At 62.0% G+C, this 15,012-nt stretch carries 15 protein-coding genes; 8 read left to right on the top strand and 7 right to left on the bottom strand.

Features of this window, described 5'->3' with window-relative positions:
- Positions 1-85 precede the first annotated feature (85 nt).
- Positions 86-235: a hypothetical protein gene (locus tag DL1_RS21480; RefSeq protein ID WP_156022716.1), complete on the bottom strand. Its 150-nt coding sequence runs from the start codon at positions 233-235 to the stop codon at positions 86-88.
- Positions 236-735: 500 nt separating this feature from the next.
- On the opposite strand from DL1_RS21480, the gene DL1_RS01960 reads away from it, so the two are divergent.
- Both DL1_RS01960 and DL1_RS01955 read left to right on the top strand, forming a co-directional pair.
- Entirely contained in the window at positions 736-2,583 is a 1,848-nt protein-coding gene (locus DL1_RS01960; RefSeq protein WP_143081595.1) for a tetratricopeptide repeat protein, read from the top strand.
- Positions 2,570-3,433 carry a 4-(cytidine 5'-diphospho)-2-C-methyl-D-erythritol kinase gene (locus tag DL1_RS01955; RefSeq protein WP_038061723.1) on the top strand — a complete coding sequence of 288 codons (864 nt, stop codon included), beginning with the start codon at positions 2,570-2,572 and terminating at the stop codon, positions 3,431-3,433. Before DL1_RS01960 ends, DL1_RS01955 begins: the two co-directional genes overlap by 14 nt.
- Before the next feature lie 47 nt (positions 3,434-3,480).
- Here DL1_RS01955 and DL1_RS01950 read toward each other — a convergent pair whose 3' ends face one another.
- Positions 3,481-4,482 carry a polyprenyl synthetase family protein gene (locus tag DL1_RS01950; protein WP_038061720.1) on the bottom strand — a complete coding sequence of 334 codons (1,002 nt, stop codon included), beginning with the start codon at positions 4,480-4,482 and terminating at the stop codon, positions 3,481-3,483.
- A 61-nt stretch (positions 4,483-4,543) separates the two neighbouring features.
- Between DL1_RS01950 and DL1_RS01945 the strand changes: the two genes are divergently transcribed.
- From DL1_RS01945 to DL1_RS21135, 3 genes are all read left to right on the top strand, one after another.
- Positions 4,544-4,756, top strand: coding sequence for a putative signal transducing protein (locus DL1_RS01945; RefSeq protein WP_038061717.1), 213 nt, complete (start codon positions 4,544-4,546; stop codon positions 4,754-4,756).
- A complete protein-coding gene (locus DL1_RS01940) occupies positions 4,756-5,517 on the top strand; it encodes a tRNA1(Val) (adenine(37)-N6)-methyltransferase (protein ID WP_038061715.1) in 762 nt (253 codons plus the stop codon). The genes DL1_RS01945 and DL1_RS01940 overlap by 1 nt, the downstream gene beginning before the upstream one ends.
- A 118-nt stretch (positions 5,518-5,635) precedes the next feature.
- The gene (locus DL1_RS21135) at positions 5,636-5,803 is read left to right on the top strand and encodes a YdcH family protein (RefSeq protein ID WP_074854704.1); all 168 of its coding nucleotides are present in this window, start codon (positions 5,636-5,638) and stop codon (positions 5,801-5,803) included.
- Positions 5,804-5,818: 15 nt separating this feature from the next.
- On the opposite strand, the gene yddG is transcribed toward DL1_RS21135, so the two are convergent.
- The 4 genes from yddG to DL1_RS01920 form a co-directional block, all read right to left on the bottom strand.
- Positions 5,819-6,742 (bottom strand): aromatic amino acid exporter YddG, encoded by a 924-nt coding sequence (yddG, locus tag DL1_RS01935; protein ID WP_051693244.1) that lies wholly within the window; start codon positions 6,740-6,742, stop codon positions 5,819-5,821.
- Positions 6,743-6,804: 62 nt separating this feature from the next.
- A complete protein-coding gene (gene phbB / locus DL1_RS01930; protein WP_038061713.1) occupies positions 6,805-7,527 on the bottom strand; it encodes a beta-ketoacyl-ACP reductase in 723 nt (240 codons plus the stop codon).
- 102 nt (positions 7,528-7,629) lie between these two features.
- Positions 7,630-8,805, bottom strand: coding sequence for an acetyl-CoA C-acetyltransferase (locus DL1_RS01925; RefSeq protein WP_038061710.1), 1,176 nt, complete (start codon positions 8,803-8,805; stop codon positions 7,630-7,632).
- Positions 8,806-8,990: 185 nt separating this feature from the next.
- On the bottom strand, positions 8,991-9,836 hold the full coding sequence (locus tag DL1_RS01920; protein ID WP_038061708.1) for an EAL domain-containing protein: 846 nt from the start codon (positions 9,834-9,836) through the stop codon (positions 8,991-8,993).
- A 170-nt stretch (positions 9,837-10,006) separates the two neighbouring features.
- On the opposite strand from DL1_RS01920, the gene DL1_RS01915 reads away from it, so the two are divergent.
- Positions 10,007-11,245 carry a PAS domain-containing protein gene (locus tag DL1_RS01915; protein ID WP_051693243.1) on the top strand — a complete coding sequence of 413 codons (1,239 nt, stop codon included), beginning with the start codon at positions 10,007-10,009 and terminating at the stop codon, positions 11,243-11,245.
- 398 nt (positions 11,246-11,643) lie between these two features.
- On the opposite strand, the gene DL1_RS01910 is transcribed toward DL1_RS01915, so the two are convergent.
- Complete coding sequence (locus DL1_RS01910) at positions 11,644-12,189, bottom strand: TlpA family protein disulfide reductase (protein ID WP_038061705.1); 546 nt, start codon at positions 12,187-12,189, stop codon at positions 11,644-11,646.
- Between the two features lie 27 nt (positions 12,190-12,216).
- On the opposite strand from DL1_RS01910, the gene argH reads away from it, so the two are divergent.
- Positions 12,217-13,623: an argininosuccinate lyase gene (argH, locus tag DL1_RS01905; protein WP_038061703.1), complete on the top strand. Its 1,407-nt coding sequence runs from the start codon at positions 12,217-12,219 to the stop codon at positions 13,621-13,623.
- 116 nt (positions 13,624-13,739) lie between these two features.
- Complete coding sequence (gene lysA, locus DL1_RS01900; RefSeq protein ID WP_038061701.1) at positions 13,740-15,005, top strand: diaminopimelate decarboxylase; 1,266 nt, start codon at positions 13,740-13,742, stop codon at positions 15,003-15,005.
- Positions 15,006-15,012 lie beyond the last annotated feature (7 nt).

Genomic DNA, 15,012 nt, shown 5'->3' with positions numbered 1-15,012 from the left:
AAAGACGCAAAAAGCGGGGGCATGTCCCCCGCTTTTTCTATTCGTGTCACTGCGGCGCGTTCAGCGCGCCTGCAACCTTGGCCAATCAGGCCGAGGTCGAGAACATGACGTGGCGCATGTCGGCCCAATGCGCTTCACCCGGCCCGGCCGTGTTGGCCCGTTCGGATTCGCGGTTGGTGTCTTCCAAGCGGATGACTTTCCCGGTGACGGCAGTCTCAACGGTTTTCTTGGTCATGTCATATTCTCCATTCTACATCGGTTCCGCCCGGGCCCGATGCCCGCCACGGTTCGGCACAGAGCCCAAGGCACGGTCAGGGCAGCCCTGACGTGGCGCAAAAAGGCGGTCTGCGTCCAATTTCTTCCCTGTACGTCGCAAATTAACCTGCCGCATCGCCAACCCTGCGCCTGCGCATCGGGCTGGATATCGATTATGGAGGCGCCGTGCACAGCAGCGGCATGAAAGCTCAGGCTTGAAGGCGCGAGCCACAGGGAACACTCTGACTTTCTCAGATTGTCAGCTTTATATGTGCTATTGCGCACTAAAAGCAAGCCTAAACTGTCACTGGGTCCCATTTTGCACGGAGATCACGCCGATGTTAGCGTGCTTGGGCGATTGATATCGCAGTCAAAACGGCGTGTTTCCGCCCGTTGCAATAAGGCGGTGGTGTTCCCCTGCATTGCCTTGTTTCATGGCCCCAGTTACGGTCGGTACAAACTTGGAGAGAGGATTTTTTCGTGTCGAATACTGCCTCCGCTTTGCGCCTTGCGTTGATCGCTGTCCTGATGGGCTCTGTGGCGAGCGCGCCGGCCTTTGCGAAAGACAAGAAGGCCCCAGCCGCCGATAGCGCCGAGGCCGCCGCTGCTGCGGCCGACGCGGTTGATGCCAGCGACGCCAAAGACGTGGCCAATGATCCGAGCCCCCAAGGCGCCGGGGCTTATCTCGCCGCGCGTGTCGCCTCGCAGCAATCCGATTTCGAGCAGGCCGCCCATTACTACCGCAAGCTGATGACTTCGGGCGACGTGAGCGCCGAGACCGCCGAGGCGACGCTTGCCTCTCAAATCGCGATTGCGGATTACGATCATGCCGTGCCGCTGGCCCGCCAGATGGTTGAGGCTCAGACCGGCAGCCAGATCGCGGCGATGGCGGTGGTGGCCGCTGATGCGAAGGCGGGCAATTGGCCCGCCGTGATCAAGATCGTGGATGACGAGGCCGCCGATCCGGGCCCGCTTCTGGGCGGGCTTGCCAAGGGCTGGGCGCTGGTGGGCGAGGGCAAGATCTCTGATGCCGCCAAGGCCTTTGACGCTCTGGGCAAGCAACCGGCACTCGGGGCCTTTGCCTCCTATCACAAGGCGCTGTCTCTGGCGCTTGTGGGCGATTATGAGGGGGCCAATGCCATTTTGTCGGGCAAGGATGGCAAGATGATCACGGCCACGCGCCGTGGTGTCATAGCGCAGGCCGAGATCCTGTCGCAGCTTGAGCGCGACAAGGATGCGGTCGCGCTGATCGACGACCGCTTTGGCCCCGATCTTGACCCGCAGCTTCAGAGCATTCGGGACAGGCTGGCGAAGGGTGAGACGCTGCCCTTTACCATCGTACGCAATGCCAGCGATGGCGTGGCCGAGGTGTATTACTCGGTCGCTCAGGCGTTGATCGGCGATGCCCCCGATACGTTCACGCTGATGCATACGCGGATGGCCAGTTATATCGAACCCGATATGGATGATGCGACGCTGATGACGGCGGCGCTGCTCGACAAAGCCAAACAATATGATCTGGCGATTGCGGCCTATGCCTCGGTGAAACCCGATAGCCCGATCTATCAGGCTGCCGAAATCGGGCGCGCCGAGTCGATGGTGCGCGCAGATCGCAACGATGCCGCGATCGAGGTGCTTGAAAACCTGTCGCGGCGCGACCCGCAACTGCGCGGCGTCTGGACGGCTTTGGGCGATACGCTGCGCCGCGAGCAGCGCTATGGCGAGGCCGCGAAGGCCTATGACAAGGCCATAGCCCTGATCAAGACGCCACAGGAGGATGACTGGTTCGTCTATTACTCGCGCGCCATCGCGCAGGAGCGCTCGGGGGATTGGAAAAATGCCGAAGCGGGCTTCCGCGAAGCGCTCAAGCTCTCGCCGGACCAGCCTGCGGTGCTCAACTATCTGGGCTATTCCTATGTCGATAAGGGCGAGAACCTTGACGAGGCGCTCGCGATGATCCGCAAGGCCGTCAAGGAGCGCCCCCAGTCCGGCTTCATCGTGGATAGCCTGGGATGGGCGCTCTACAAGACCGGCAATTACAAAGAGGCCGTGACCGAGATGGAGCGCGCCGTGTCGCTCGAGCCCCGCGATCCATTGCTCAATGACCATCTGGGCGATGTGCTCTGGGCGGTCGGACGCAAGCGCGAAGCCCGCTTCCAGTGGAGCCGTGCGCTGAGCTTTGGCACGCAGGACGACCAAAGCGGCACTGCCGAAGATCTCGATCTCGACCGGGTGCGCGAAAAGCTTTCGGTGGGTCTCGATCAGGTTCTGAAAGATGAGGGGGCCCCGCCACTCAAGCCGATTGAAGCGAGCGATGTCAGCAACTGACGTTTTCGCCCCCGCCAAGATCAATCTGACCCTGCATGTGACCGGCCAACGCGATGACGGCTATCACCTGCTGGATTCGCTTGTGGTGTTTGCTCCGGTGGGCGACAGGCTGCGTCTCACGCCCGACGGGGCTCTGTCGCTGCAGGTCGATGGGCCCGAGGCGGCAGGCGTGCCGAGTGATGGCTCCAATCTCGTGTTGCGCGCGGCCCGGATGGCCGGGCAGGAGAGCGGCCAGATCACCCTGACCAAGCAGCTGCCCGCAAGCGCAGGGATCGGGGGCGGATCGTCGGATGCCGCAGCCGTCCTGCGCGCGCTGGGGCGTGATGTGCCGCCAGAGCAGATCGCGCAGCTTGGCGCGGATGTGCCGATGTGCATGAAACCGCGCCCGCAGCGGGTGCAGGGGATCGGCGAGCAGCTGTCTGTGGCCGCGATCCCGTCACTGCCCGCCTTGCTGGTCAATCCGCGCGTGAGCGTGCCGACGCCGTCGGTCTTCAAGGCGCTCCGCGACAAGACCAACCCGCCGATGCCCGAGACGTTGCCGAAATTTGCGGATCGCTCGGATTGCATCGATTGGCTGGCCACGCAGCGCAATGATCTGCAGGTTCCGGCAATGATGCTGACGCCTGCCGTGGGGGTGGTGTTGGAGGCCTTGCACACGCTGCCGGGAACCCGGCTTGCCCGGATGTCCGGCTCGGGGGCGACCTGCTTTGCGCTTTTTGACGATACCGAGGCGATGCGGTTTGCCGAGATCAGCCTGCGTGCGGCCCATCCGGATTGGTGGATCGCCTCAGGCTTGCTTGGTGATCAGGTACAAAAGAGCGCCCCGTCCATGGCCACGCAGGAGGCCTGAGTGGCCCGCCCCCGGTGAGGGGGCGGCCCAATGGGGCCCGCGCCCGCTTAGCGCAGCCGCGCCACCACGTAATCGGCCAGCGCATCGAGCATGTCGCGCAGATCGCTTTCGGGCAGGGATTTGAGCTGTGCGCGCCCGCGATCCGCCCAGTCGATGGCGGCCTGCCGGGTCTCTTCCAGCGTGCCATGGGCCTGCATCAGCCCCAGCGCATGCTCCAGATCGCCTTCGCGCTGGTCGCCCTTGTCGATCACCCGGATCCAGAACGCGCGCTCGTCACCCTCGGCTTTGGCGATTGTCTTGATCACCGGCAAGGTCAGCTTGCGCTCCCGGAAATCGTCGCCCACATTCTTGCCCATGGTTTCGGCATCGCTGAGATAATCAAGCAGATCATCGACGACCTGAAACGCGATCCCAAGGCTTTCGCCGTAATTGTGCAGCGCGGTGATCTGATCTTCGCTTGCGCCCGCCAGAACCGCACCCGCCTCGGCAGAGGCCGAGAACAGCGCCGCCGTCTTGCCGCGCACGACCTTGTAATACGTGTCCTCGGTGGTGCCCAGATCCTCAGCCGCGCTCAGTTGCAGCACTTCGCCCTCGGTGATGACGGCGCTGGCATTGGACAGAATCGAGAGCACCCGCAGGTTTTGCGTATCTGTCATCAGCTGGAACGAACGGGCAAACAGGTAGTCGCCCACAAGCACGCTTGATTTGTTATCCCACAGGAGATTCGCCGTCGGACGACCGCGGCGCTGCTTGCTTTCATCGACCACATCGTCATGCAGCAGGGTCGCGGTGTGGATGAACTCGACCGCCGCTGCCAGATTGTGATGCAACGTGCCCTCATAGCCGCAGATCCGCGCCGCGGCGATTGTCAGCATCGGGCGCAGCCGTTTGCCACCCGCACCGACGAGATGCGCGGTTACCTCGGGAATGCGCGGGGCATTTTCCGACGCCATGCGCTGCGCGATCAGCGCGTCGGTCGCTTCCAGATCCTGGGCGAGCGCGTTGGCCAGCTGTTCATGCGGTTTCACCGACTTATCATCGAGGCTCATTGTCTTCCTTTCGGCTTCCCCCCATCTCGACAGCCCGTGTCAGGAACCGTATGGGAGTGTCATGAAAGAGCTATTGCGTAGCACCGACCCTGTCAAACTGGCTTTTGCGACATCCTTGCTCAAGGGCGAGGGTATAGAAGCGTTCCAGATGGACGTCCATATGAGCGTGCTCGAAGGCTCGTTGGGCATATTGCCGCGGCGCCTGATGGTGCGCGACCACGAGCTGTTCATGGCGCAGGCGGTGCTGAGCGATAATGAGATCGGGCCGGATTGATGTTTGCGCCTTCGGATCTGACCGAGGATGGGTTCCTGGGCGGCCGATTGCGGATCTCCCAGCCCAAAGCGGGCTACCGCTCGGCGATGGATGCGGTGTTTCTGGCGGCCGCCTGCGATGCGCGGCCGGGGCAATCGGTGCTCGAGCTGGGCTGTGGCGCCGGGGTGGCGAGTCTGTGTCTGGGTGCGCGGGTCCCGGGGCTTGCGCAGATCGGGCTTGAGGTCCAACCGCGCTACGCAGCCCTCGCGCAGGCCAATGCCCAGAGCAATGGGGTGGCGCTTGACGTGGTGCAGGGGGATCTGGCTCAGATGCCGTCCGAGTTGCGCGCCTGCAGCTTTGACCATGTGATCGCCAACCCGCCCTATTTCCCGCCCGATAGTGGGACGGCTGCGGCGGATCTGGAGCGCGAGCGGGCCAATCGGGAGCAGACGCCGCTGGCGGAGTGGATCGACGCCGGATTGCGCAGGCTCAAGCCCTCCGGATGGATCACAGTCATTCAGCAGGCCGACCGCTTGGGCGATGTGCTGGCCGGTCTGCAAGGTCGCGCAGGCGCAATCACCGTTCTGCCGATTGCCGCGCGGGTGGGGCGTCCTGCGGGACGGGTGATCGTGCAGGCGCGAAAGGGCGCGCGCGCGCCTTTAGTGCTGCTCGCGCCGCTGATCGTTCATGCGGGGCCGCACCATACACGCGATGCGGAGGATTTTTCTGAGATTGCGCACGCTATCCTTCGCAACGGTCAAAAATTGCTCATTCAGCGTTAAGGCTTTCGCAAGATTTTGCGACAAACCTGCGGTTGTGCCGTCTTTTTGCGACAAACTCGTGACACGACTCGAAACCTGTGCTGCAATTGACGGGCTGACAACATGAGAGGAGACTGCCATGTCGCTTGGTTCGCATATCACCGAACTTCGCAGGAAACATGAAGCTCTGGCGTCGCAGGTCGAACAGGCCGCACGTCGCCCGGGCGTAGACGATCTCGAAATTGCACGCATGAAGAAGCAGAAGCTTCGTCTGAAGGAGCAGATTCACCGCCTCGAACAGGCTTAACGGCCCTCCCCCAAGTTACCGGGTCGCCGTGTGCGGCGGCTCGGATCCAGCGAGCGGTGCGGGCTCGGGTACCGCAGGCACCGATCTTCGCGCCCCCAGCGCCGCCAATGCCGCCCCGCCGGCAATCAATGCCGCAGAACCCAGCAGGACAGGGCTCGCAGGCGCGATGCCGACGCCGACAAGCACAAGCGTAGAGATCAGAGGCGCGGCATAGGACGCGGTGCCGAGAAGCTGGATATCCCCGCGTTTGACGCCAAGATCCCACGTGTAGAAGGCCAGCCCCACCGGCCCAAGGCCCAGTCCCAGAACGGCGGCCCATCCAAGGACGTCCTGCGGCCAGACGGTCTGCTCGAAGAGACCATGGGCGAGCGCGGAGAGGGCGGAACTGGCCAGACAATAGACCGCCACGGCGGCAGTTGGCACATGTCCGAAGCGACGCGACAGCAGCGAATAGCTCGACCATGTCAGCGCGCAAAGCCCGGCTAGGGCATAGCCGGGCAGGGCGGTAAGATCCGCGCCGATCCCGCCGCCCAAAATGAGTGCGGCACCCGCAAAGGCCACAAGCGCGCCCAAAACGTGCCAGACGGTCAGCCGCTCACCCGGCAATAGGCCGGAAAACAAGACGATCAGCAGCGGCCAGAGATAGGCGATCAGGCCAGCCTCTGCGGGCGGCGCGAGCCGAAGCGCCGAGAAATACAGCAGATGATAGCCAAAGAGCCCTGCCGTTCCCGCGACATAGATCGGCCAGCCGACCTTGCGCAGATCGTGCAAATTGCCCGTAGCCGCCAGCCAGATTACCCCGATCATGCCGCCCACGGCAAAGCACATGGCGTTGAGCTGCAGCGGCGGCACGGGCGCTGAGCCCACCGTGAACAGCGCGAGCAGCGCCCAAAGCAGGACTGCCGTGAAGCCGATTGCCGTTGCCTTGCCGCGCGCCATGCTGCCTCCAAAGAGTGAGGCCCGCAAAATGCGGGCCTCGTGCTTGGTTGCCAAGAGGAAAATCAGGCGAAGTACTGACCACCATTGGCCGTGATCGTCGAGCCGGTGATGAAGGCTGCGTCATCGGAGGCGAGAAACACCACCGCGCGTGCGATTTCGCCGGGTTCACCCAGACGTCCGACGGGAATCTGGCTTATGATCGCATCGCGGACCTTTTCGGGCACCGCCATGACCATCTCGGTGGCGATATAGCCCGGGCAGACCGCGTTGACGGTGATTCCGGCCCGCGCGCCTTCTTGTGCCAACGCCTTGGTGAAGCCCAGATCGCCCGCCTTGGCCGCCGAGTAGTTCGCCTGTGCGAACTGACCCTTTTGGCCGTTGATCGACGAGATGTTGATGATGCGACCGAATTTGCGCTCGCGCATCCGGGTCCAGAGCGGATGGGTCATGTTGAACACGCCCGACAGGTTGGTGTCGATCACCTGATGCCATTGCTCCGGCGTCATCTTGTGAAACGGCGCATCGCGCGTGATTCCGGCATTGTTGACCAGCACGTCGATCGGGCCGACCTCTTCTTCGACCTTGGCGATTCCCGCCGCGCAGGCCTCGTAATCGGCCACCGACCATTTGACCGTCTTGATCCCGGTCTCCTCGGTGAATTTCTGCGCGGCCTCGTCATTGCCGGCATAGTTTGCAACAACCGTGTATCCGGCCTGTTGAAGTGCGGCCGATATCGCGGCGCCGATGCCGCGCGATCCGCCGGTGACCAGTGCAACTCTGGACATTCTGTCTCCTCCCTATTTTCCTTCGGTAACTATGTTATGAAAAATAATAGCCGCACGCAACATTGTTGCGCACGGCTCTTGTGAAGCTTTATGAGATGGGTCTCACAGGCCCTCGATGCACATTGCAACCCCCATGCCGCCGCCGATGCACAGCGTGGCGAGGCCCTTCTTCGCACCCTGACGCTTCATCTCGAAGATAAGGGTGTTGAGAATACGGGCACCGCTGGCACCGATCGGGTGACCGATCGCAATCGCGCCGCCATTCACATTGACCTTGCTCGTATCCCAACCCATGTCTTTGTTGACGGCGCAGGCCTGCGCGGCAAAGGCCTCATTGGCCTCGATCAGATCGAGATCAGCGGGCTTCCAGCCTGCTTTCTCAAGCGCCTTGCGCGAGGAGGGGATCGGACCGCAGCCCATGATCGACGGGTCGAGCCCAGCGGTCGCGTAAGATGCGATCCGTGCCAGCGGCGTGAGCCCGCGTTTCTCGGCCTCAGCCTCGGTCATCAGCAAGACCGCAGCCGCACCATCGTTGATCCCGCTGGCATTGCCGGCGGTGACCGATCCGTCCTTGGCAAAGGCCGGGCGCAGTTTGGTCATGTTCTCGAGCGTCGCGCCGTGCCGAATATACTCGTCTTGGTCCACGACGGTTTCGCCCTTGCGGGTCTTGACCGTGAAGGGCGTGATCTCGTCTGCGAACTTGCCCGCTTTCTGCGCCGCTTCGGCTTTGTTTTGCGAAGCCAGTGCGAACTCGTCCTGCTGCTCGCGCGAAATCTGCCACTGATTGGCGACGTTTTCTGCCGTCTGGCCCATGTGGTAGCCGTTGAACGCATCCCACAAACCGTCGCGGATCATCGAGTCAATCATCTTCATGTCGCCCATCTTCTGACCCGCGCGCAGATGCGCAACATGGGGGCTGAGCGACATGCTCTCCTGACCGCCAGCGATCACGATGTCCGCGTCGCCAAGGAGGATGTGCTGGGCGCCGAGCGCCACGGTGCGCAGGCCCGACCCACAGACCTGATTGATGCTCCAAGCCGCGGATTCGATCGGGAGGCCTGCATTGATATGGGCCTGACGCGCGGGGTTCTGGCCCTGTCCGGCGGTCAGAACCTGACCAAGGATCGTCTCCGAGACTTCGCCTTTCTCAATTCCGGCGCGTGCGACCACGGCCTCCAGCACGGTCGCGCCCAGATCATGGGCGGGCGTGTTTGCGAACGCTCCGTTGAAAGAGCCGACTGCGGTACGCGCGGCCGAGACGATAACGACATTTGTCATGTAGATCCTCCAATCACGAACCGGCGCGCGATCACGCCGTCCTTCTTTTCGACAGCATGCAACCTGTCGTGTTCAGGTCAAGTCGAAAGGGGTCTGTATGGAGAAAGTTACCTTGTGTTGATGGGGCAAACACCGCTGGAACCAGCGGTAGATCGCCGCAGATTGTTCGTCTGTCACGCGTGGAGTTAGGCGCTGCGCCGCTGTGCCGATGACGGACGTCGCCATGGCGGCATGACGGTCGGGGCCCCGAAGTAGTAGCCCTGAAGGCAGTCAAGACCGATCTTCGTGAGGTACTCTGCATCGGCGGCGGTCTCGACCGATTCCGCGACCGTGAACATCTCGAAATGCCGCGCGATATCGAGCAGGGATTTCATGAGGGCTTGGTTGTCGGGATGCTGCGCCACGCCCCGCACGAATTGACCGTCGATCTTGATGATATCGAAGTAGAATTCGCGCAGATATCGAAATGACGTGTAGCCCGCGCCAAAATCATCTAGCGCGAAGGTCACGCCACGTGCCTGCAATTCTTCCATGAAAACGGTGACGAGGTCGGGCAAATACATCGCCGAACTCTCTGTAATCTCGAGGATCAGCCGGTCTGCGATGGTCTCATCTACCGCAAGTCCACGATTGAGCGTCTTCATCCAGCCAGGATAGCCGATCGAGCGCGCCGACATGTTGATCGAAAGGCGTAATCCGGCATTCTCCATCAGCGCAGCCAGTCCCATTTCGAGCGCGAGGCAATCAAGCTTGCGCCCCAGTTCGGTCAGCTCGACCGTTTCAATGAAGTCGCGCGCCGGAATGATGCGGCCGGTTTCGTCGCGCACGCGGATCAGGCCTTCATAGAAGGCCGGGCGGTCGGGGCGGGCAGTCTGCATGACCGGCTGATAGGCCAGTACGACATCGCGCCGTGCAATTGCGTCGCGCACGAGCTCGATGACATGCCGATCCTGTTCGGCGACGGCAAATGCAAGCGGGTTGGACAGCTCGGCATTCACCGGATTTGGATCACGTTCCTCAAGATTCGTCATCGGCTCACTCCATCGCCAGTGAAACAAAACTGGGGGACAGTTCCTAACAATCCGTGAAGATGCGCGGAAAATCGGCGTGATGAATGTGAGGCTACGACAGGACGACCATCAACGCTTCAGTAAGGTTTCAGCCTTAGCGTGAGGGGGAATCGCAGATATCCGAGGATCCGATGAACCAGCACGTGGACACGGCAGACCGACATTCCGGGGAGGTCCCCTTCGGACTGGAAGAGCTTTTTTATTCACGCGCCGATACGCGCGGCGTGATTGAAGCCGGGAACGAGGTGTTCCGTCGCGTTTCGGGCTTCGAATGGCCAGGACTTATCGGGGCGCCGCATAAGATCGTCCGCCATCCCGATACGCCGCGCGGCGTCTTTCACATGCTGTGGGAGGCGATCCAGCAGGGCCATCCGATGGGGGCCTATGTCAAAAACCGGGCAAAGGGCGGGGGCTGGTACTGGGTTTTCGCGGTGATCCTGCCGATCGATGGAGGCTATCTGTCGGTTCGCCTCAAACCGATGAGCGCGCTATCGACGCAGATGCTCCAATTCTATGCGAGTTTTGCCGAGCGGGAGCGCCGCGAAAAGCTCGATCCTGAGCGTTCGAGCGAATTGTTGCGCCAGCATGCCAATTCGCTGGGCTTCTCGAGCTATATCAGTTTCATGGCGCATGCGCTTGGTGGCGAACTGGCGGAGCGTGATCGCTATCTGCGACGCCCCGACGATCCGCGCACCCAAATCTTGGTCGAAATGAATGACGTGATGGCACGCGTCGCCAGAGAGCAGGTCGGGCTTCTGCGCAGTTTCGACGCGCTGCAATCGGTGCCCAATAACATGCGCATCGTGGCCTCGCGTCTGGAGCCTTCGGGCGGTCCGATCTCTGCGATCTCAGAGAATTACAAGGCTTCTTCCGTGGTGATTTCGGCTCGGCTGCGCAGCTTCGTGGCAGGCGACGGAAATATCTGCGATACGATGTCACGCGAAATGGCGCGGTCACTCTTTTTGCTTGGTAGCAGTCGGCTGCTCTCGGAGATGACGGCGAAGTATCTCAAGACTGATCCTGTCGAGGGGATCGATTGGGACCACGAACGCGCCCTGCTGACCGCGTTGCACCAAAAATCGGCCAATGATGCGCGTCTTGCGATGGGACGAGCAGCCGAGATTGCAGCGCAGCTCACCCAGCAAAGCCGTGATATTCGCCGTCAGATGCTTGGGCTCGACACGATCCGCGTTCTGGGGCGGGTCGAATGCGGGCGAATGCGGGACAATTCCGGAGGGCTCAGCGCGACGATTGATCAGCTTGATGAGTTTCATGACGACATCAAGGGGCGCCTTGAGGCGATAATGAGCCTATCCGAAGACATTGAACAAGCGCTGACCAGCTACCTGCGCCGTGCGCACGCGGCATAAACCTATTGTTTCTGGCGGGCTTCGACGCAGGCGACGAGGGAGGCAGGACGAAGGGGGTGCAGACGCACGCGATGTCTTAGGTGCGCTCCGCGCCGAGCTGCGCCGCGGTAGGCTGCGCGGCGTGAAGCAAGAAACGCGATGTGGCGTAGGGGCGTGTTGCGTGACGCGGGGAACGCAGCCTATGGCAAGACATGTCTGATCGCGCTTGAGACGCCAGCTCGTGGGGTTTGCCCTTCAGATCGAGGCCGGTTTCGCCAATGCCATCGGCCGTGCCCCGCATTTTCAAGCCATGGCCTCAGAGCACGCGGCAACGCCAGAGCAAGCCGCGCGACCAGAGCAAGCACACAGTCGACCGTCTTAATCGACGCAGTCGGAAGAAATCGCCGCAGACGCAGGCTTTATTCCTCGATCAAGGTCTTGAACAGGTGGATCGCATCAGGAGAATTCCAGACGGCGCCGCCGATCATGCGCCCGATTTCGTGCCCGTTCTCGTCGATCAGAACCGATACCGGCAGACCCAAAACGCCCATCGCGCGCGCCGCAAAAGAGGCGGGGTCGTAGTAGCGCGGCAGCGCGTCGATCTTCTCACTGTCAAAGAATTTGTCGACCTTCGCGGGCGAGTTCGATCCGCCGGTCGCGATCGTGACCACGGCAAACTTGTCGCCGCCCAGCTTTTTCTCAAGCGCATTGAGATCGGGCATTTCCTCGCGGCAAGGCGGGCACCATGTGGCCCAGAAATTCACCAAAACCACTTTGCCCTTGTAGTCCTCAAGGCTGTGCTTGCCGCCTTTATCATCGGTAAAGGTGAAGGGCGGGACGGGGAGCGGTTTCGAGTACGTCACAAGAGAGGCCATCTCGCCTTGCTTGAGCGCATCGAGATCGGCAGCTTGCGCAACATTTGCACCCAGCGCGAGCGCCGTATAAAGGACTAGAAACCGCAACATATCGCCTCCGTAAAAAGGGCTCGTACCATGACCGACAGCACCAAAGACAGTCAAGCCTCCAACGCGATGTGGGGCGGGCGTTTCGCCGCGGGGCCCGATGCGATCATGGAGGCAATCAATGCCTCGATCGGGTTTGACCAGCGGCTCTACACGCAAGATATCCGTGGCAGCCGTGCTCATGCCGCGATGCTCGCCGCACAAGGCATCATTAGTGATAAGGATGCCGAAGCGATCGGGGAAGGGCTGGTAACGGTTTTGTCAGAAATCGAAACGGGCAAGTTCGAATTCTCCGCCGCCCTTGAGGATATTCACATGAATATAGAGGCGCGCCTCAAGGTGCTGGTGGGCGAGCCCGCGGGCCGTCTGCACACGGCGCGCTCGCGCAATGATCAGGTCGCGACGGATTTCAGGCTTTGGGTGCGCGAGCAATGCGATGCCGCCATCTCGGGCCTCGATGCGCTGATCCGCGCGGCCGTGGCACGCGCCGAAGAGGGCGCGGATTGGGTGATGCCGGGCTTTACCCATTTGCAAACGGCGCAACCGGTGACGTTTGGGCATCACATGATGGCCTATGTCGAGATGTTCGCCCGCGACAAGTCGCGTTTTGAAGATGCGCGCAAGCGGATGAATGAAAGCCCGCTCGGGGCTGCGGCGCTTGCGGGCACCGGGTTCAATATCGACCGGTTCGCCACGGCGCAGGCGCTGGGCTTCGACCGGCCGATGGCCAACAGCCTCGATGCCGTGTCGGATCGTGATTTCGCGCTGGAATTCCTCTCCGCCTCTGCGATCTGCGCGGTGCATCTGTCGCGTCTGGCGGAAGAGCTGGTGATCTGGTCGTCGGCTCAGTTCCGGTTCGTGTCGATGTCGGACAAATGGTCGACCGGCTCGTCGATCATGCCGCAAAAGCGTAACCCCGATGCAGCCGAGCTGATCCGTGCCAAGATCGGTCGGATTCTGGGTGCCTCGGTGGCTTTGTTCACCGTGATGAAGGGCCTCCCGCTGGCCTATTCCAAGGACATGCAGGAAGATAAAGAGCAGGTTTTCGATGCTGCCGACAACCTGATGCTGGCGCTGGCTGCGATGGCGGGCATGATCGGCGATCTGAGTGTTCATCAGGCCAATCTGGAAGCCGCCGCTTCCTCGGGCTTCTCGACGGCGACGGATCTGGCCGATTGGCTGGTGCGCGAGGCAGGGCTGCCCTTCCGCGAGGCGCATCATGTCACGGGCTCGCTGGTCGCGATGGCCGAAGCTGCGGGCTGCGATTTGCCCGATCTCAGCCTAGAGCAGATGCATGCGGTGCATCCTGGCATCACCGAGGCTGTCTTCGACGTGCTGGGCGTGCATAATTCCGTGGCCTCGCGCCAGTCCTATGGCGGCACGGCGCCCGATCAGGTGCGCGCGCAGGTCGCGCGCTGGCGGGAGATCCTCGGATGAAACGCGCAGCCTTGCTCTCTCTCGTTCTACTCGCCCTTGCCGCCTGCGGTGTCGACGGTCCGCCCGTTCCGCCCGCGCAGGCCGACAGCGCCACTCCGTAAAGCCCAGGATCGCCCATGGACCATTTTCTGTATCGCGACGGCATCTTGCATGCCGAGGACGTGCCGCTGCCCGAGATTGCCCGGCAGGTTGGCACGCCGTTCTACGTCTATTCCTCCGCCACGCTGGAGCGGCATTTCAAGCTGTTCCAGGAGGCTTTGGGCTGGACCGATCACCTGATTTGCTTTGCCATCAAGTCCAATTCGAACCTTGCGGTGCTCAAGCTGCTGGGCGATCTGGGCGCCGGGATGGATGTGGTCTCGGGGGGCGAGTATCGTCGGGCGCGCGCCGCCGGTGTTCCGGGGGATCGCGTGGTGTTTTCGGGCGTCGGCAAGACGCGCGAAGAGATCGCCTATGTGCTTGAACAGGGCATCCGTCAGTTCAACGTCGAATCCGAGCCTGAGCTGCTGGCGATTTCGCAGATCGCGGCAAAGCTGGGGGTGAGCGCCCCTATCGCCTTGCGGGTGAACCCCGATGTCGACGCCAAAACCCATGAGAAGATCGCGACCGGCAAATCCGAGAATAAATTCGGCATTCCGATTGCGCGCGCCCGTGCGGTCTATGCGCAGGCCGCCGATCTGCCGGGCATCGAGGTGATCGGCGTCGATGTGCATATCGGTTCGCAATTGACCGATCTGGAGCCCTTTGCGCAGGCCTTTGCCAAGGTGCGCGATCTGACGCTGCAATTGCGCGAAGACGGCCATGACATTCGCCGTCTCGATCTGGGCGGCGGCTTGGGCATTCCCTATGAGCGCTCGAACTCCGCGCCGCCGCTGCCGATCGAATATGGCAAGGTGATCGAGGAGTCGCTGGGCGATCTGGGCTGCGAGATCGAGATCGAGCCGGGCCGCCTGATCTCGGGCAATGCCGGGATGCTCGTGACCTCGGTGATCTATCTCAAAAAGGGGGAGGGGCGCGATTTCCTGATCGTGGACGCGGCGATGAACGATCTGGTGCGGCCCTCGATGTATGGCGCCTATCATGACATTGTCCCCGTGATCGAGGCCGAGCCCGGCACGGTGGCGCAGCCCTATGATATCGTGGGTCCGGTCTGCGAGACGGGCGATACATTTGCCAAGGCGCGCAACATGGTGCCGCTCGCCGCGGACGATCTGGTGGCGTTCCGCTCTGCCGGGGCTTATGGCGCGGTAATGTCGTCTGAGTATAATTCGCGCCCTCTGATCCCTGAAGTTCTGGTGCGGGGCGGCGAATTCGCACTCATCCGGGCAAGACCGAGCTTTGAGGAAATGCTGGCGCGCGATACGATACCTGAGTGGCTCTGACCCGCAT

It is taken from the genome of Thioclava dalianensis, assembly GCF_000715505.1.
Taxonomy (GTDB): domain Bacteria; phylum Pseudomonadota; class Alphaproteobacteria; order Rhodobacterales; family Rhodobacteraceae; genus Thioclava; species Thioclava dalianensis.
This window is presented reverse-complemented; position numbering and strand designations above follow the sequence as displayed.